The 16,546-nt window shown below is 63.3% G+C and carries 19 protein-coding genes; all 19 read left to right on the forward strand.

Annotation, left to right across the window (positions count from 1 at the left end):
* The first annotated feature begins 8 nt into the window (after positions 1 to 8).
* The 19 genes from BI344_RS01450 (at position 9) to BI344_RS01540 (ending at position 16,540) form a co-directional block, all read left to right on the forward strand.
* Complete coding sequence (locus tag BI344_RS01450; RefSeq protein WP_071111191.1) at positions 9 to 1,589, forward strand: DUF935 domain-containing protein; 1,581 nt, start codon at positions 9 to 11, stop codon at positions 1,587 to 1,589.
* Positions 1,576 to 2,406, forward strand: a complete 831-nt coding sequence (locus BI344_RS01455) for a phage head morphogenesis protein (protein WP_071111192.1) — start codon at positions 1,576 to 1,578, stop codon at positions 2,404 to 2,406. Before BI344_RS01450 ends, BI344_RS01455 begins: the two co-directional genes overlap by 14 nt.
* On the forward strand, positions 2,403 to 2,891 hold the full coding sequence (locus BI344_RS01460; protein ID WP_071111193.1) for a phage virion morphogenesis protein: 489 nt from the start codon (positions 2,403 to 2,405) through the stop codon (positions 2,889 to 2,891). The genes BI344_RS01455 and BI344_RS01460 overlap by 4 nt, the downstream gene beginning before the upstream one ends.
* Positions 2,892 to 3,029: 138 nt before the next feature.
* On the forward strand, positions 3,030 to 3,950 hold the full coding sequence (locus tag BI344_RS01465; protein ID WP_071111194.1) for a hypothetical protein: 921 nt from the start codon (positions 3,030 to 3,032) through the stop codon (positions 3,948 to 3,950).
* Positions 3,951 to 4,039: 89 nt separating this feature from the next.
* Positions 4,040 to 5,137 (forward strand): phage protease, encoded by a 1,098-nt coding sequence (locus tag BI344_RS01470; RefSeq protein ID WP_071111195.1) that lies wholly within the window; start codon positions 4,040 to 4,042, stop codon positions 5,135 to 5,137.
* Positions 5,134 to 5,538, forward strand: a complete 405-nt coding sequence (locus BI344_RS01475; protein ID WP_071111196.1) for a hypothetical protein — start codon at positions 5,134 to 5,136, stop codon at positions 5,536 to 5,538. The genes BI344_RS01470 and BI344_RS01475 overlap by 4 nt, the downstream gene beginning before the upstream one ends.
* A 13-nt stretch (positions 5,539 to 5,551) precedes the next feature.
* The gene (locus tag BI344_RS01480; protein ID WP_071111197.1) at positions 5,552 to 6,460 is read left to right on the forward strand and encodes a Mu-like prophage major head subunit gpT family protein; all 909 of its coding nucleotides are present in this window, start codon (positions 5,552 to 5,554) and stop codon (positions 6,458 to 6,460) included.
* 3 nt (positions 6,461 to 6,463) lie between these two features.
* Complete coding sequence (locus BI344_RS01485) at positions 6,464 to 6,805, forward strand: hypothetical protein (protein ID WP_071111198.1); 342 nt, start codon at positions 6,464 to 6,466, stop codon at positions 6,803 to 6,805.
* A 2-nt stretch (positions 6,806 to 6,807) separates the two neighbouring features.
* Entirely contained in the window at positions 6,808 to 7,227 is a 420-nt protein-coding gene (locus BI344_RS01490) for a gp436 family protein (RefSeq protein WP_071111199.1), read from the forward strand.
* Positions 7,227 to 7,889: a DUF1834 family protein gene (locus BI344_RS01495; RefSeq protein ID WP_071111200.1), complete on the forward strand. Its 663-nt coding sequence runs from the start codon at positions 7,227 to 7,229 to the stop codon at positions 7,887 to 7,889. The genes BI344_RS01490 and BI344_RS01495 overlap by 1 nt, the downstream gene beginning before the upstream one ends.
* Positions 7,886 to 8,077 (forward strand): DUF2635 domain-containing protein, encoded by a 192-nt coding sequence (locus BI344_RS01500; protein ID WP_071111201.1) that lies wholly within the window; start codon positions 7,886 to 7,888, stop codon positions 8,075 to 8,077. Before BI344_RS01495 ends, BI344_RS01500 begins: the two co-directional genes overlap by 4 nt.
* Entirely contained in the window at positions 8,077 to 9,495 is a 1,419-nt protein-coding gene (locus BI344_RS01505) for a phage tail sheath subtilisin-like domain-containing protein (protein ID WP_071111202.1), read from the forward strand. Before BI344_RS01500 ends, BI344_RS01505 begins: the two co-directional genes overlap by 1 nt.
* A gap of 15 nt (positions 9,496 to 9,510) precedes the next feature.
* Positions 9,511 to 9,885, forward strand: coding sequence for a phage tail protein (locus BI344_RS01510; protein ID WP_071111203.1), 375 nt, complete (start codon positions 9,511 to 9,513; stop codon positions 9,883 to 9,885).
* Complete coding sequence (locus BI344_RS01515; protein WP_071111204.1) at positions 9,882 to 10,262, forward strand: hypothetical protein; 381 nt, start codon at positions 9,882 to 9,884, stop codon at positions 10,260 to 10,262. The genes BI344_RS01510 and BI344_RS01515 overlap by 4 nt, the downstream gene beginning before the upstream one ends.
* A 130-nt stretch (positions 10,263 to 10,392) precedes the next feature.
* Entirely contained in the window at positions 10,393 to 12,744 is a 2,352-nt protein-coding gene (locus BI344_RS01520) for a phage tail tape measure protein (protein WP_071111205.1), read from the forward strand.
* 34 nt (positions 12,745 to 12,778) lie between these two features.
* Positions 12,779 to 14,167, forward strand: coding sequence for a DNA circularization protein (locus tag BI344_RS01525; protein WP_071111206.1), 1,389 nt, complete (start codon positions 12,779 to 12,781; stop codon positions 14,165 to 14,167).
* Entirely contained in the window at positions 14,151 to 15,278 is a 1,128-nt protein-coding gene (locus BI344_RS01530; protein WP_071111207.1) for a phage baseplate assembly protein, read from the forward strand. The genes BI344_RS01525 and BI344_RS01530 overlap by 17 nt, the downstream gene beginning before the upstream one ends.
* Positions 15,275 to 15,901, forward strand: a complete 627-nt coding sequence (locus BI344_RS01535; RefSeq protein WP_071111208.1) for a phage baseplate assembly protein V — start codon at positions 15,275 to 15,277, stop codon at positions 15,899 to 15,901. The genes BI344_RS01530 and BI344_RS01535 overlap by 4 nt, the downstream gene beginning before the upstream one ends.
* A 75-nt stretch (positions 15,902 to 15,976) precedes the next feature.
* Complete coding sequence (locus tag BI344_RS01540; protein ID WP_071111209.1) at positions 15,977 to 16,540, forward strand: hypothetical protein; 564 nt, start codon at positions 15,977 to 15,979, stop codon at positions 16,538 to 16,540.
* Positions 16,541 to 16,546: the final 6 nt, after the last annotated feature.

Here is a 16,546-nt window from a genome sequence, read left to right on the forward strand (position 1 = left end):
TGACAAACATGGCACAAATTCTTGACCAGTACGGCCAGCCCATCCAGCGCGAGGTCTTGTCCGAGCCGCAAAGCGTGCGCATCGGCTGGGTGACCAGGGAGTTTGCCGAGCATCCGTCGCGCGGGCTGACGCCGCAGCGGCTGCACCGGGCCTTGGAAGACGCCGAACAGGGCAATCTGGCGGCACAAGCCGACCTGTTCAACGACATAGAGGAGAAAGACAGTCACATCTTCGCGGAGATGAGCAAGCGCAAGCGCGCGCTGCTGACGCTGGACTGGAGCATCGCCCCGCCGCGTAGCGCAAGCGCCGCCGAGAAACGCCAGGCCGAGCAGCTGCAGGAGTGGCTGACCGACCTACCGGACCTGGACGACGTATTGCTGGATTGCCTGGACGGCATTGGTCACGGCTTCGCCGCGCTGGAGATCGCCTGGCAGCGGCTGGGCAAAGACTGGTTGCCGCAATCGCTGACCCACCGGCCGCAGCGCTGGTTCCAAACCCTGCCCGAGGATGGCAACGCGCTGCGACTGCGCGACGGCAGCGCCCAGGGCGCGGAGCCGTGGAAGTTCGGCTGGGTGATCCACCGGCACAAGGCAAAGTCGGGCTACTTGACCCGCGCCGGCCTGCACCGCGTGTTGGCCTGGCCCTATCTGTTCAAGAACTACAGCGTGCGGGATTTGGCTGAGTTCCTGGAGATTTACGGCCTCCCGCTGCGCGTGGGCAAATACCCGCCCGGCGCGACCGACCAGGAACGAGCCACGTTGCTGCGCGCGGTGGCCGAGATCGGCCACAACGCGGCCGGCATCATACCGGAAGGCATGATGATCGAGTTCCAGGCCGCTGCCCAGGGCAGCGAGGAGCCGTTCGAAGCCATGATCGCCTGGTGCGAACGCTCGCAGTCCAAGGCGATCCTGGGCGGCACGCTCACCAGCCAGGCCGACGGCAAGACATCGACCAACGCGCTCGGCAACGTCCACAACGAAGTGCGCCACGACCTGACCGTCAGCGATGCGCGCCAGCTGGAGGGAACCCTGGTCCGCGACCTGCTATACCCGCTGGCTGTGTTGAACTTCGGCCAGGTCGACCCGCGCCGGATGCCGCGCCTGGTGTTCGATACCCGCGAGATCGAGGACATCAAGTTGTATGCCGAAAGCCTGCCGAAGCTGGTAGGGCTGGGCCTGAAGGTCAAGACCGATTGGGTGTACGACAAGCTGGCCATCCCGAAGCCCCAGGACGACGACGAGGTGCTAACCGCGCCGCGTCCTGAAATGGCGTTGCCGCCGGAGCTGCGGCCGCAGCCGAGCGCCGCGCTGTCCTACCGCGCGGCGCTCACCAATGACCGGGGCGAGGTGGTCTACCCCGACCAGGCGGCGCTGGACGCCGTCGCGCTTCCGGCCGATGCGATCAACGCCGGCCTGGAGGCGGTGCTGGCTCCAGTGATTCAGGCCATCCGCGACGGGGCGACTCCGGACGATGCCATCGCGTCGCTGGTGGCGGCGTATCCGCAGATGGACGATGCCGCGCTGTCCCAACTGTTGGCGCGGGCGATGTTCGTCGCCGATGTCTGGGGACGCCTACATGCCCACGAGTGAGGCCGTAGACCTGAGCTACGCTATCGGCTTGCCGCCCGAGGAAGCGATCAGCTATTTCGAGAGCAAGGGCTACGCCATCGGCTTCAAGTGGCAGGAGGTATGGGCTGAAGCCCACGCCCGCTCGTTCACCGTGGCGGGCGTGATGAAACTGGACGTGCTGACCGACATGCGCGAAGCGCTGCTGCAGGCGATCCAGAATGGCGAGACGCTGGCCGACTTCCAGAAGCGCTTGCAGCCGGTGCTGGAAGCGAAAGGCTGGTGGGGGCGCGGCCATATCATCGACCAGACAACCGGCGAGATCCAGGGCAAGCGACTGAACCCGCGCCGGCTGGAAACCATCTTTCGCACCAACATGCAGTCAGCCTACCAGGCCGGCCGCTTCCAGGAGCAGTTGGCCAACGCCGAGGCGCGGCCGTATTGGGAATACGTGGCGGTGTTGGACAACCGCACCCGGCCGCTACACCGCAGCCTGCACGGCCGCATCTTCCGTTACGACGACCCGTTCTGGCGGAGGTTCTACCCGCCCAACGGTTGGAAATGCCGCTGCCGCGTGCGCACCAGGAGCGCCCGCGACATGGAGCGGCTGGGCCTGGACGCATCCAGCAGCGAGGGGAGGATGGAAACGGTGGACCAGCCGATAGACCGCATAGGCAATACCCGCCCAGCCCCTGCATTCCGAGACCCGGCCACTGGCAAGCTGTTCGTGGCGGACGCCGGCTTTGGCTACAACCCCGGCCAGGCCGCGTATCAGCCGGACCTCAGCCGTTACCCGCCAGAGTTTGCCAAGCAATATCTGCAGGAGCAAAGCGCCAGATGATAGACATTAAGATAGACAACTCGAATGTCGCCGATGTTATGGGGCGAATCATCCAAGCGACGAACCACCGTCAGCCGCTAATGCGCAATATCGCTGCGATCATGCTGGACGCGGTGGAAGAGAATTTCGCCCAAGAAGGGCGGCCGAAATGGCAAGGACTGAAACCGCCAGGCCGCGATGGGAAGATACTGCAGAAAAGCGGCCGGCTCGCCGGCAGTATGAATGACATGAGCGACAACGACAGTTCGACCGTTGGCACCAACGTCAAATACGCCGCCATCCAAAACAATGGCGGCCGCACGCGGCCCCATGAAATCCGTCCCAGGAACAAAAAAGCGCTGGCGTTCGGCGGACGAGTCGTGAAGAAGGTCAACCACCCCGGCAGCAACATCCCGGCGCGGCCATTCATGCTGCTGACCGACGACGACCTGGACGAGATCGTCTATACGGCGGAAAGCTATTTGCGCAGCGTTGCCGAGGGCTGAATGGCTTGACCCTATAAACGCCCGTAGCGACGTTTTGACCCTACGATGACCCCTTGCTTACCCCGTAACATGGCAAGATATTTTAACGGGGTTCTAACGGTGTTAAAATGACATCTCCAATTGGGTGATGGAGGGGCCATGAGCAAAATCCAACCGAATGAGCTTGAAGTTGGCGTTATTGAGAGTATTGAAGAGCTTGAACGGCTCCCAGGCTATACGAAAGATATCGACCCCAAAGCTGTAAAATTGGACAAGATAGTTTACTTTTATAGATTTCCCGATACGATTCGCTGTGGGAAAGAGAACTGCCATCGTCCTCACCTGTTAGGTTTTGTCGTCCGACTGGAGGACGGCAGGCTAACAAATGTTGGTAACGTATGTGGAAAGGATCTGGGCGCTGAGAAGTTTCTGGCACAAAGCAAGATGGCTCTCAGATACATAGAACGTAGACAAGTTATTACATCCCTACAGGCACGAAGAGATGCCACTCCATCGTTGGAGATTAGACTGGCAGAAGCCAAATCTCAAGCAAAGGAGATTACAGATTTTGTCAGGAGGTTGGAGCAAACGATAGGAGTCCAGCTGGTTAACCTGCTAAAGGCTAAGGCTAGACGTAGCGAATATGATGTATACGACTATCGAGAGCTAACCAAAAAACAAATTAAAATCAGGGATGTCATGCGGCGCACCAGCAGTAACGTACCCAAAGAGATTGACACCCAAGAGCGCTACAAGGCTGGCACCCTCGAATATATCAACTTTTTCGCAGAAGACGTTCGAAGTATGATTTTTGAAAAGGTTGAGCCAGCTATTAGCAGCCTACAAAATAGCTTACTAGATGAAATGCGTACGCCTGATCTTAATAGGCTATCCAGGAGCTTGACAGAAGCGGAAGTCATTCTTAACAAGATGCCCGACATTGCAAATCAAGCAAAGGCATTTGCGGGGAAGCGCAACAACTTTATCTTGGCTAAAATTTTAACAAAGAGTTTAGAAGACAAAAATGCACGCCATGCTTCGGCTGGTATTGAACGGTACATGCACGAAATGAAATGGTAAAGCCTGATAATGTTTAGGCTGAAAATAGTTTAAGTCACTGAAGCCCCTCACAGATTTCCCCTCCCCACATGCCCCGCACAATGCGGGGCATGGCACATCTGACACCCTTCATCGCCGCTCTGACGGTTGACCTCTCCCAAATCGGCAACGCCGATGGCGAGGCTCCCCGCGTCATCAAACTGTTGCCGGCTGGCACGTTCCGAGCCCGCGACGGCCGCCCGGCCGAGTGCGCCGCCTGGACGCTGGACGGGGTGTTGGCCGCCATCTTGATCGACGCAGCCAACCAACGGGAGACGCGCTATGTCATCGACTACGAGCACCAGACCCTGCGCAGCGAGAAAAACGGCCAGCCGGCTCCCGCCAGCGGATGGTTTGGCGCGCTGGAGTGGCGCGAGGACGGCCTCTACGCCACCGACGTGGAATGGACCGAAAAGGCCGCCGCGATGATCGCGGCTAAGGAATATCTCTACCTCTCACCCGTTTTCACCTACGACAAGCAAGGCTGCGTCACCGGCCTGCTGCATGTCGCCCTGACCAATAACCCGGCATTGGACGAGCTGCCTGAACTACAGGTGGCGGTCTTGTCGCGTCTGATTTCCACCCCGTCCACCACTCAAGAGGATTCCGCAATGGACGAACTGATCGAGCAGCTGCGCTGGCTGCTCAACCTGCCCGTCGGCGCAACCGCCGACGATATCAAAACTCAGCTGCAGAAGCTGATCGACCAACTCTCCAATGGCCAGGGCACGGCCGCCGCCAGCGTCGACCTGGTCAGCCTGTTCGGCACCCAGCAGCAACGCATCGCCGCGCTGTCGGCCAACCAGGCAGACCCGGCCCGTTTCGTGTCGGTGGAGACCATGCGCGCCCTGCAGGAGCAGGTCGCGGCGCTGACCGCCCAACAACACGGCCGCGAGGTGGATGAGCTGATCACCGCCGCGCTGTCGGATGGCCGGCTGCTGGCGGTGCAGGAGAACTGGGCGCGAGATTTGGGCAAGACCAACCTGGCCGCGCTGCAGGGTTACCTGGACACCGCGCCGGCAATCGCCGCGCTGTCCAGCACCCAAACCCAGGGCCAACCGCCGGCCGGCAGTGTGACGTCTGCCCTCGACGCCGACACGCTGGCCGTCTGCAGCATGTTTGGCAACGACCCGGACGCCGTCGCCGCCGTGATGAAGGAGAAGGCATGACCGCCACCACTCAAGACCGCAACACCCCGTATCGCCAGGGCGAGCTGATCGTCGCGCCGGTCGCGGCCGGCGTGAAGATTCCGGCCGGCACCATCGTCTGCGCCAGCGGCAGCGGCTTCGCCGTGCCTGGCGCAACGGCCGCCACCCTGGCTTACCTGGGCATGGCCGACGCCGCCGTCGACAACTCGGCAGGCGCGGACGGAGCTACTGGCGTGCCGATCCGGCGCGGTGTGGCCTTCAAGTGGGCCAACGACTCTGGCGACCCGGTCACCCAGGCCAGCCTGGGCCGCGTCTGCTACATCGCGGACAACCAGACCGTGGCCAAGAGCAATGGCGGCAATACCCGCTCGCCGGCCGGCATCGTGGTCGGCATCGACGCCGACGGCGTATGGGTCAACTAAGGAGACAACACCCATGATTGTCAACGCATCCAGCCTGAAGGCGATCTTCGTCAACCTGAAGACCACTTTCAACAACGCGTTCAGCGCCGCCCCCAGCCAATGGCAGAAAGTCGCCATGCTGGTGCCGTCCTCGACGAAGACCAATGACTACAAGTGGCTGTCGAACTTCCCGCGCATGCAGAAATGGATTGGGGAGAAGACCGTTAAAGCGCTGGCGGCATCCGGCTACACCATCACCAACGACGATTGGGAAGTCACTGTCGAGGTCGACCGCAACGACATCGACGACGACAACCTGGGCATCTACGCGCCGCAGGCGCAGATGGCTGGCGAATCGGCCAAGCAACTGCCGGACGAAATCGTGTTTGACCTGGTCAACAAAGGCTTTGCCAGCCAGTGCTATGACGGCCAGTACTTCTTCGATGTCGACCACGTCGTCGCCGGGCAGTCGGTTTCCAACAAGGGGACCAAGAAATTGTCAGCGGCCAGCCTGGCGGCTGCGCGCGCCAGCTATGGCGCAGCCCGGACCGCGATGAAGAAATTCCGCGACGACGAGGGCCGCCCGCTGAACATCGCCCCCAACGTCCTGTTGGTGCCGCCGGCCCTGGAAGACGACGCCAATCTGCTGATGACGACGGAGCGCTTCGAAGACGGCAAGCCCAACCCCTACCGCAATACCGCCACGGTCGTGGTCGCGCCTTGGCTGAATTCCGACACCGCCTGGTTCCTCTTGGACACCTCCAGGCCCATCAAGCCCTTCATCTACCAGGAGCGCAAAAAACCGAACTTCGTACAGCAAACCGACCCGCAGGCTGACGACGTGTTCAACCGCAAAAAGTACAAGTTCGGCGCGGAGGCCCGCGCCGCCGGAGGCTACGGCTTCTGGCAGCTGGCCTACGGTTCCGACGGCAGCGAGGGCTAAGCCATGGCGAACGACAAAAACAGCAAGACCACCGGCCAGGCGGGGAACGCACGGGGCCAGGCCGAGCAGCAGCAGCCCCACGCCGGCAACGAGCAGCCGCAGGAGTTGGCCCAGGCCGCCGATCAACCTACCCAGGAACCCGAGACCGCCAGCCCGTTGGCGGGACTGTTCGAGCCGAACGCCCTTGAGGTGGTGGCCAAGTGCGAGCAATTCCGCCGCGCCGGCCGGGTGTTCACCCGCGAGGCGACCACGGTGCGCCTGGCGGAGCTGTCCGAGGCCGAGCTCCAGCTGCTGTGCCAGGAGCCGATGCTGGCCGTGCAGCCGACCTACATCCGGGAGAACTGATCGTGTACGCCACCCGCGACGACATGCTGCAACGCTTCGGCGAGAAGGAGGTCATCTCGCTGACCGACCGCGAGTACAGCGGCCAGGTCGACGACCCGCTGCTGGCCGACGCACTGGCCGACGCAGGCGTCGAGATCGACGGCTATATCGGCGGCCGCTACCCGCTGCCGCTGGCCCAGCCGCCGAAGATCCTGGCCGGCTACGCCTGCGACATCGCCCGCTACCGGCTGTGCGGCAGCGGCACCCAGCTAACGGAAGACATCCGCGACCGCTACCGCGACGCCGTGCGCTTCCTGGAGCTGGTCGCGGCCGGCAAGGTCACGCTGGGCGGGATGCCGGACGGCGGCGTCGCGGCTCCCAGCCAGACGGTGCAGTTCGTGTCCGGAGAGCGCGCCTTCGCCCGCTCTGGAGGGGCGCTCTGATGCTGCTGACGCAGATCGAGGACGCTATCATCGCCCGCCTGCGGCTCGGCCTGGGCCGCATGGTGCGGGAAGTGGGCAGCTACGGCGGCGAACTAGACGACGGGCTGGGCGAGGCCATCCGCCGTTTCCCCGCCGCCTGGGTCACCTACGGCGGCACGCCTCGCACCGAACCGACCAGCACCAGCCGCAAGCGCTACAAGGCAGGCGGGCAGTTCGTGGTGATGGTCGGCGACCAGAACCTGCGCAACGAGGCCGCCGGCCGGCACGGCGGCCCCGGCGCTGGCGAGATCGGCACCTACGCCCTGGTCTACGCCGTGCGCCGCTTGCTGAGCGCCCAGGATCTGGACTTGCCGATCTCGCCGCTGCAGCCCGGCCGGGTGCGCACCCTGTTCAACACCCGGCTGGAGAAAACGGCGTTTTCGGTGTTCGCCTGCGAGTTCGCCACCGAGTGGATCGAAGAGGCGCTGCCGCTCCATGCCTGGCCGACTCCAGCGAAACCCGGCACGCCGGACGCGGCGGCCGATCCGGACAGCGTATTCGCCCGCAACCAGGGCAAGCTCGGCGACCCAGACCCGGACTGGCTGCGCACCGGCCTCAACTACCACCTGGCCCCGGACGACGGCGAGCCCGATGCCCAGGACATCCTGAGGAGCACCAAATGATCGTGAAAGCCGCCGCACCTGGCCTGCAGGTGCCCAAAGAGGACAACCCGCGCGCCTACATCACCGACGCCGAGACGGCCGACGTGCCGCGCAGCGCCTATTACCTGCGCATCCTCGGCGACGGCGACCTGGTCGAGGTCGACGAGGCCGCGAGTGTCAAAACCAACGCCAAGAAAGGAGCCGAATAATGGCCAGCGCCAACATCAGCTTCGACCAGATTCCGGCCTCGATCCGCAAGCCGGGCAAGTATTTCGAGTTCAACACCAAGCTGGCGGTGCGCACGCTGCCCGGCAATCTGCAGCGCGTGCTGATCCTGGGCCAGAAACTGGCCAGCGGCAGCCAGGCGGAGCGCGCCCCGGCCGATCTGTTCAGCGACGAACAAGCCGCCCAGCTGTTCGGCCAGGGATCGCAGCTGCACCTGATGGCGCGCGCCGCCATCAAGGCCAATCCCTATCTGCAGCTGACGGCCATCGCGGTCAACGACCCGGCCGGAACCGCCGCCACCGGCACCACCACCCTAGCCGGCACCGCCAGCGGCAGCGGTGTGGTGACGCTGTGGGTCGGCGCGTCCCGCGTCGACGTGGCGATCAACAGCGGCGACACGGCCGCCGCTGTGGCGACGGCGCTGGCGGCGGCCGTCAATGCCCAGCCCAGCATCCCGGTCGCCAGCGCGGCCGCGGCTGGCGTGGTTACCCATACCTGCTATCACAAGGGGGCCATCGGCAACGACATCCGCCTGCAGGCGAGCTGCAACGCGCCGGGCCTGACTGCGACGGCCGCCGGCATGGGCGGCGGCACGCTGGAGCCCGACTACGCCGCCGCGCTGGCGGCAGTGGCCGGGGCCGGCCATCACATCCTGGTCGGGCCCCTCGCCAGCCAGGCGCAGCTGGCCGCATTGCGCAGCCACCTGGAATTCGTGTCCGGGCCGATGGAGCAGCGCGGAGCCATCGGCGTGTTTGGCTGGCCGGCGTCGCTAGCCACCGGCACCACCCTGGCTGGCCAAATCAACAGCGGCCGCATCACCGGCGCCTGGCATCGCGGTTCGCTGCGCCTGCCGTGCGAGATCGCCGCCGCCTACGCCGCCGTGCTGGCCAGCGAGGAAGACCCGGCCAGGCCGCTGAACACCCTGGAGCTGGCCGGTCTGGACGTGACCGCCATCGACCAGCGGCCAACCCGCACCGAGCAGGAGAACGCGCTCTACAACGGCCTCACGCCGTTGGAGATCGGCCCCGGCGACCGCGTGCAGATCGTGCGCGCCATCAGCACCTACACCCGCGACCTCCAGGGCGTGAACGATGTGTCGCTGCTGGACATCACCACCATCCGCACGCTGGACTACGTGCGCAAGGCTTGCCGCGAGCGCATCGCGCTGCGTTTCCCGCGCGAGAAGCTGTCCGAGCGCACCCCGCCCAAAGTCCGCTCCGAGCTGCTGGACGTGCTGTTCAAGCTGGAAGAGCTGGAGATCGTGGAAGCGGTGGAAGACAACAAGGACGCGCTGATCGTCGAGCGCGACCTGCAGGATGTCAACCGCCTGGACGCCAAGATTCCGGTGGACGTGGTCAACGGCCTGCATGTGTTAGCCGGCCGCATCGACCTGTTGCTGTAAGGAAAGGAGCCTGCCATGGCATTGCAAGAATACGCCGGAGCCATCGTCCTGGAAGTGGACGGCAAGGAAGTCGAGGTCGTCGACCTCAGCATCAGCACCAAGACCGGGCGCAAGCCGGTCAAGACGATGAACAGCACCGGCCGCCTGAAAGGTTTCGCGCGCGGCATTTCCGAGTATGAGCTGTCGGCAACGGTCGTCATCCCGCTGACTGGCGATCTGGACTGGGAGGCCATAGAAGGAGCCAAGCTGACGATTCACCCGGTCAAGCCAGGCGGCAAGCGGGAGAGCTACCTCGACTGCTTCTCGCTGGAGGTCGGCGACAAGTTCAGCGTCGACAACGAAGCGCGGCGCGACCTGAAACTGCAATCTCTGAGAAAGGTAACCGAATGATGACGATCTCCAATGCGTTGCTGTACGGGGTGGAATACCCGGCCGGCTCCGGTCAGCTGCACTACGAATTCGAGCTGCGCCTGCCTACCGTGCACGACAACATCGAAGCCATCCATGCCGTCGGCGTCGAAAGCAATCTGCAGCTGAACCTGGACATGTTCGCGCGCACGCTGGTCCGCCTGGGCACCATCCCGGCCGAGGCCATCACCCTGGAGCTGCTGGAAGGGATGGTCGACGACGACTACGACGTCCTGGCCCAGGCGCGGAGCGAGCTCAAAAAAAAGCGGATGCGGCCGAGCAGCACGTCGCCGGCATCCGGCGCGCCATCGTCGCTCTCGGCCGATACGGCATTCCCGAGTCCCGAGCCGTCCAACTGACCGCCAGCGAGCTGGAGGGGTATCTCGACGCCATCGTGCAGCTGCAAGGCAAGCGATCCGGCCGTAACAACAGGCCGGCCGATGGCGTCGAGACCCGCCGCATTACTTCCCAACGCCTGAAGGCTCCCAGATGAAGAACATGGAGTTGGCCCTGGTCATGCGCTTCCGCGACATGTCGTCGCGGGGCGCAAGCCAGGCGCTGCAGGATCTGACCGCCAAGACCAAAGAGGCAACAGCGGCGGGCCAACAGCTCGGCAAGGCATCGACGGGCCTGTCGTATGCCGCCCGCGTGTCTCAAGCCGGGTCCGCCGCCATGCAGCAGCTGGCCACGTCGACCCAGCTGGCCAGCGCCTCGACCGAGCAACTGGGCCAGGCCAGCCGCACCCTGATCTCCACCACCCGCATACCGCTGGCCGGCGCGGCGGCGATGCAGCAGCTGGCGCAGCAGACCGGCGTCGCCGAGCGCGCCGTGATCGGGCTGTCGCGCGAAAACCAGCGCGCGGCTGCCGCGCGCGAACTGCTGGGCGTGCGCGCCGAGAACGCTATTCAGCGCGAGATCCAGCAAACCGAGGCCGCATACAAGCGCCTGGCGGCGATGGGCACTCTGTCCGCCCGCGAGCAGGCCCGCGCCTATGACGCCATGCGCGCCAAGGTTGCTGGCCTGCGCCAGGAACTGTCAGGCGTCAGCCAGCTGCAGCGCGGCATGACGGCCGGAGCCAAGGGACTGATGGCCGGCGTGGGTGGTGTGATGGCCGGCAAGGCGGTGCTGGCAAGCCCGATGCGGCGAGTAGCCGACTACGACATGCGGCTGGCGAACATGGCCAATACCGCGTTCAACGAGACCGAGCTCGAGGGCCGCAAACTATCGGTAGACGAGCAACTGCAGCGACGCCGCTCAGGCAAGGCGCAACTGGAAGGCTATATCCGTACTGCCACCCAGGAAGGTGGCACCCGCGACGACAATGCGACGGCTCTGGACAAGTTGATCGCACGCGGCATCTTCAGCCCCCAGGAAGCCGGCAAGCTGTTGCCGATGATCAGCAAAGCCGCCACAGCTGCAGGGTCTAGCGCCGAGGAAATGACGGGCGTGGTGATGGCGGCGGTCCAAAACGCAAAGATACCGGTCGACCAGATCCCGAAGGCGTTGGGCATGGCGCTGAAGGCGGGCCAGCTGGGCGGCTTCGAATTGAAGGATATGGCCACCTGGCTGCCTAAGATGCTGGCCATGGGCGGCGCGGCTGGCTTACGAGGCACCGATGGCCTGGCCAAGATACTGGCGCTCAGCCAAATGGCGGTAACGGCGGCAGGCAGCCCCGATGAAGCCGGCAATAACGTCGTCAACTTCCTACAGAAAATCACTTCCGCCGATACGGCGAGCGACTTCAAGAAAATCAGCGCCCGCACCATGGGCGATAAAAAGAAAGGCGAAAAAGGGATCGATCTCTACGGCACCTTGATGGAGGCCAGGTCCAAGGGGATGGACTCCATTGATGCCTTTACATCCCTGGTAGGCAAGGTCGCAAAAGCCGACCCGGCGTTTGCCAAACTGCAGAAGCAAACAGAAGCGGCAAAGGACGATAAAGATAAAACGGCCATGTATGGCAGCATGGCCGATATCTTGATGGCGAAAGGGATTGGCAAAACACTTCAAGACCGCCAAGCGCTGCTCGGCATTCTGCCTGTTTTATTTGACCCGGCTAAGCTGCAGAAACTGACAGAACAGACCCGTGTCGGCGGCGAGCAGGACGTTGAAATCAATCAAAGATTCATCAAAGAACAGGCTGGTTTCAAGCTGGAGCAAATGAATAATGTCTGGGAACAAGGGCAATATGACTCCATCGGAAAATTCAACAATGCGGTCGGAGACGTTGCTGGCAAACTAGCCGATTATGGCGCGCAATACCCAGGATTGACTGCCGCTCTGGCGGGCGCAACAACGGCTGTCAGCGCCTTGGCCGCCGCCGCTGCCGCTGCCGCGTTACCTATGCTGCTCTCCAGCAAGATTCCAGGGCTCGACGGAGGCACCGGCGCTGGCAGCGGTGCCGCCACCGCGACAGGCGGTGCGCTCAGGGCGGCCGGCGGCGTCGGGCTGGCCGCTGCAGCTGGCTATGGCATTGGCAGCCTGCTCAATGCAGGCATCACCGCGGCACTAACCGCCACCAACGATGGCAAAGAGCGCACCCTAGGTACTTGGGTCTATGACCTACTGCATCGTGATGAAGACGCGAAGCTGACTGCTCCGACCCCGCTCTTGAAACACAACCAATCCGCTGCTGGCCCTGCAACGCGCAATGCACCAAACCCGGCTGCGCCGATCCCCAAACTGCAGCCGCGGTGCCCCAGCTCGATATGCTGCAGGCAGCCGTCAACGCCTCAACCAAACTGGACCTGGCCGCGCAGCACATCGTCCAGGCCAGCCAGCGGCCTATCCCGATCAACGTCAAGGTGGATGTGCAGAACGGCAATATCGTCGCCGCCGTGAACGCGGTGAACTCCCAAACCGCGAGGAGGAACTGATGGCCTGGGACAAAACCCTGCTGGACGCCAGCTGGCGCGGCGTGAAGTTCGATTGCGTCAAAACCCAGGACAGCTCCCAGCGCGCCACCGCCAGTCACGAATACCCCTACCTGGACGGCGCGGACGTGGAGGACTTGGGCCGCCGCGCGCGCCGCGTGCAGATCTCGGCCGTGTTCGTCGGCAATGATTACGAGAACCGCCTGCAGGCGTTCCTCCAGGAGCTGGACAAGCCGGGGTCGGGCGAACTGATACACCCGGTATTCGGCAGCATCAAACACGCCCAGCTGTTGGACTACGACATCGTCCACGAGGCGGACAGCCGAGACTACTGCCAGGTGGCGCTGGCCTTTGTCGAGGCCACGCCCGGCAATCCGTTTTTCGTGCAACAGCTGCCGGTGCAAAAGGCCCAGGCGATAACGCAATTCACCGCCGCCGCGCAAAACCAGGGCATTGAGGCGTTTGGCCTGGCGCTAGGAGCAATCAACAGTGCCAATGCGAACCTGGCCAGGCTGAACGGGCTGCGCAATATGCTGGCCGGCACCCTGGGGGCGATCAAAGGCCAGGTACGCGGCATGGTGGGCGGCATGCTGGATGTCCTGGACTTTCCCCGAGCGTTCGCCGCCGACGTGTTTGGCGCATTTGGCGGCTTGGCGGATTTGCGCAGCTTTGACCCCGCCGTTCTGATGAGCGATTGGCGCGGCCTGGGTTTGCAGCTGGACGCTATCGTCAAACTGCCCCGGCAAGTCAGCAATGGCGAGATCGCCAGCGGCGGGAGCGCGGGAGCGGATACGTCGGACACTGGTACGCCGGGAACCGGGGGCGATGGCGGCACGCCAGGAACGGGCACCCCTAGGCCGGGCAGCGATCCAGGCACGGGCGGAACACCAGGCAATTCTGGCACGCTGCCGGTGATCATCAGCGCCCGGCCGCTGCCGGCGTACCCCGCAGACGTCGACCTGGTCGAAGCTGTGCTGCAGGTCGGCGCGGCCACAACCAAAGCGGACACGGCCAGCGAGATACTGGCGGCCGAGGCCGACCAGCCGGTGCTATCGCCGGCCGAGATTGAGCAGATCGCCAACGATACCCGCTCAAGCGTCCAGGACGCCATAGACGCGATCCGCGCCACGCTGCCGATGGAACAGGCCCGGCCGGTTGTCGAGGCGCTGAAGGATGTCGCCAGCAGCGTGCAGGATGCTGCCGAAGTTGTGATCGCGGCGCGGCCGCCGTTGCAGACGCGGGTGGTAGAAGCGCCTGGCAATCTGCACCTGGTCGCGTTCCGTTGGTACGGCGACTACACCCGTGCCCAGGAGCTGGCCCGCCTCAACCCGCAACTACGCAACCCCAATGCGATAGCCACAGGAGATGTCCTGCATGCCTACGCCCGATAGTCGTTTGCTACACCCCTCCGGGGACAACGCCGTCAATTTGATGGTCGGCGGCCACGTGCACCGCAACTGGAACAGCTACGAGATCGACTCCGACCTGCTGATTCCGGCCGACGCCTGGAGCGTGTCCCTGGGCCTGGCCGACGGCAAGATCCCGGCCATGGTCGCCCCCGGCGCGGAAGTGATGGTGCGCATCGGCAACGACACGGTGCTCAGCGGCCGCATCGACGATATCGACGACCACATCCACAAAGAGGGACACTCGCTGACCCTGCGCGGCCGCGACGGCGCGGCGGTGCTTGTGGACTGCTCGGCTCCCATATTCACCGCCAAGATGGCGACGCTAGCCGAGGTGGTGGCCAGCGTGGTGCGGCCGCTGGGCGTACGCAAGATCCGCATCGACGCCGACCGCGCCGGTACGGCGGAGAAGGTCAATGTCGAGCCGGGCGACACCGCCTGGGATACCCTGGTGCATGCCGCCGAGGCCAACGGCCTGTGGCCCTGGTTCGAGCCGGACGGCACCCTGGTGATTGGCGGCCCCGACTACAGCGCGCCACCGGTCGCCTCTCTGGTGATGCGGCACAACGGCAAGGGCAACAACGTGCTGAGCCTGAAGCGCAGCCGCAGCATGGCCGAGCGCTATTCCGACATCACGGTCCTCGGCCAGTCGCACGGCACCTCGGTAGAGAACGGCAAACATGCGATCAAGAGCACGGTGCGGGACAGCGCCATGTCCATCTACCGGCCCAAGGTGAAGGTCGATCATGACGCCGAGAGCGCCGAGTCAGCGCGGGCCAGGGCCAGGAAGATACTGTCAGACGGGCGGCTGAAGGGGCTGACCCTGGTAGCCGAGGTCGCGGGGCACCGCACCAGCGGCGGCCAGCTGTGGCAGCCAGGACAGCGCATTCATGTCATCTGCGAGCCGCTGGGCATCGATGCGACGTTCTTCCTGATGGCGCGCACCATCCAGGGCGGCCGCGCCACCGGTACCATTACCCGGCTGACGCTGAAGGAAGACAAGCTGTGGGTGCTGGACGCCCACCCGCACAAGCGCAAGCACCGGCGCGGCAAGAACGCCTCGGCCGGTCTAGAAGCGGTGGACGTCAGCCAATGATCAACGACATCGACAAACGTATCAGCCGCGCACTATCCGGTGTGCGCCAGGCTTTCCGCAGTGTGCTGACGCGGGTGAACAGCGCCAGCTCCGTGCAGCTGGTTCAGGCCGACGCGCTGGCCGGCGAACAGCTGCAGGACAACGAGCTGTTCCAGCAATATGGCTACACCTCCAACCCGCCGCCCGGCACCATGGCCGTGGTGCTGCCGATGGGCGGCCGCACCAGCCACGGCATCATCATCGCCACCGAGCATGGTAACTACCGCCTGCAGGCGCTCAAGCCCGGCGAGGTGGCGCTCTACACCGACGAAGGGGCCAAGGTCGTACTGAAACGCGGCCGGGTGATTGAGACCGACTGCGACGTCTTCCGGGTCAACTGCAAGCAATGGGAAGTCAACGCCAGCGGACAAGCCAACTTCAATACGCCGGTCCTGACCGTCAGCGCGGTCCTAACCGCTCAGGGGCAGATCAACGGCAACGGCGGACTGGCGATCCAGGGCGGCTCCGGCGCGGCGGTGACGGGCAAGCTGGTGGCGACGGAGGATGTGGTGGCCAGCGGGAAGAGCTTGGTACATCACAAGCATCCGGGGGATTCTGGTGGCGTGACAGACCCGCCCCTCTAAAGCGGCATGAGATTTGAATATCTAAAATCAATGCCATACAGTGTATAGCACCGATCACTTAATGAGGGTTGCTAGATGGATGACTTCGATCAGAAGGTCTTTCTTATGGAGATTGAGGCGCAATGTACTTACGCACTGCATGCAATTCAAAATCTAAATATGGCTATTGGAGGCATACATGCAAATGGCGTAGATCAACAGAGAATGAGATATCTCTTGCGTGAGACGTTTCGCTCCCTTCATAGCTTTCTAAGCCATACAAGCAATATTTCGAAAATGATATGGCCAATTGATAGCAAAAAGCACCGAGAGATACGTAACGCAAGAGCCGCTCACCTCAAGACCTTGTTGGAAATCGATGATGAGAACCCGATTAGGAGCAGAGAGCTACGAGATCATCTAGAGCATTATGATGAAAGGTTGGACCATTGGGCACAAACCAGTACTCATAAAAATATCGTGGCTGATAACATTGGGGACTGGGGGGCAATTCAGGGACTAGACAGCGGAGATTTTATGCGTTGGTATGACCCAGCGGATAAAAGCTTCCGCTTCCGTGGAGTCCGATACGACATTAATGAACTGTTTCTAGCTGTTCAGGCGCTTCACCAAAAAATCCCTGCAGATTTAAAGCACTGAAGACCT

This window comes from Chromobacterium sphagni, from assembly GCF_001855555.1.
Lineage (GTDB): Bacteria > Pseudomonadota > Gammaproteobacteria > Burkholderiales > Chromobacteriaceae > Chromobacterium > Chromobacterium sphagni.

Bases quoted from the DNA above. Each gene is read 5' to 3' on its own strand.
- BI344_RS01450 (WP_071111191.1), top strand. From the start codon at position 9: ATGGCACAAATTCTTGACCAGTACGGCCAGCCCATCCAGCGCGAGGTC.
- BI344_RS01455 (WP_071111192.1), top strand. From the start codon at position 1,576: ATGCCCACGAGTGAGGCCGTAGACCTGAGCTACGCTATCGGCTTGCCG.
- BI344_RS01460 (WP_071111193.1), top strand. From the start codon at position 2,403: ATGATAGACATTAAGATAGACAACTCGAATGTCGCCGATGTTATGGGG.
- BI344_RS01465 (WP_071111194.1), top strand. From the start codon at position 3,030: ATGAGCAAAATCCAACCGAATGAGCTTGAAGTTGGCGTTATTGAGAGT.
- BI344_RS01470 (WP_071111195.1), top strand. From the start codon at position 4,040: ATGGCACATCTGACACCCTTCATCGCCGCTCTGACGGTTGACCTCTCC.
- BI344_RS01475 (WP_071111196.1), top strand. From the start codon at position 5,134: ATGACCGCCACCACTCAAGACCGCAACACCCCGTATCGCCAGGGCGAG.
- BI344_RS01480 (WP_071111197.1), top strand. From the start codon at position 5,552: ATGATTGTCAACGCATCCAGCCTGAAGGCGATCTTCGTCAACCTGAAG.
- BI344_RS01485 (WP_071111198.1), top strand. From the start codon at position 6,464: ATGGCGAACGACAAAAACAGCAAGACCACCGGCCAGGCGGGGAACGCA.
- BI344_RS01495 (WP_071111200.1), top strand. From the start codon at position 7,227: ATGCTGCTGACGCAGATCGAGGACGCTATCATCGCCCGCCTGCGGCTC.
- BI344_RS01500 (WP_071111201.1), top strand. From the start codon at position 7,886: ATGATCGTGAAAGCCGCCGCACCTGGCCTGCAGGTGCCCAAAGAGGAC.
- BI344_RS01505 (WP_071111202.1), top strand. From the start codon at position 8,077: ATGGCCAGCGCCAACATCAGCTTCGACCAGATTCCGGCCTCGATCCGC.
- BI344_RS01510 (WP_071111203.1), top strand. From the start codon at position 9,511: ATGGCATTGCAAGAATACGCCGGAGCCATCGTCCTGGAAGTGGACGGC.
- BI344_RS01515 (WP_071111204.1), top strand. From the start codon at position 9,882: ATGATGACGATCTCCAATGCGTTGCTGTACGGGGTGGAATACCCGGCC.
- BI344_RS01520 (WP_071111205.1), top strand. From the start codon at position 10,393: ATGAAGAACATGGAGTTGGCCCTGGTCATGCGCTTCCGCGACATGTCG.
- BI344_RS01525 (WP_071111206.1), top strand. From the start codon at position 12,779: ATGGCCTGGGACAAAACCCTGCTGGACGCCAGCTGGCGCGGCGTGAAG.
- BI344_RS01530 (WP_071111207.1), top strand. From the start codon at position 14,151: ATGCCTACGCCCGATAGTCGTTTGCTACACCCCTCCGGGGACAACGCC.
- BI344_RS01535 (WP_071111208.1), top strand. From the start codon at position 15,275: ATGATCAACGACATCGACAAACGTATCAGCCGCGCACTATCCGGTGTG.
- BI344_RS01540 (WP_071111209.1), top strand. From the start codon at position 15,977: ATGGATGACTTCGATCAGAAGGTCTTTCTTATGGAGATTGAGGCGCAA.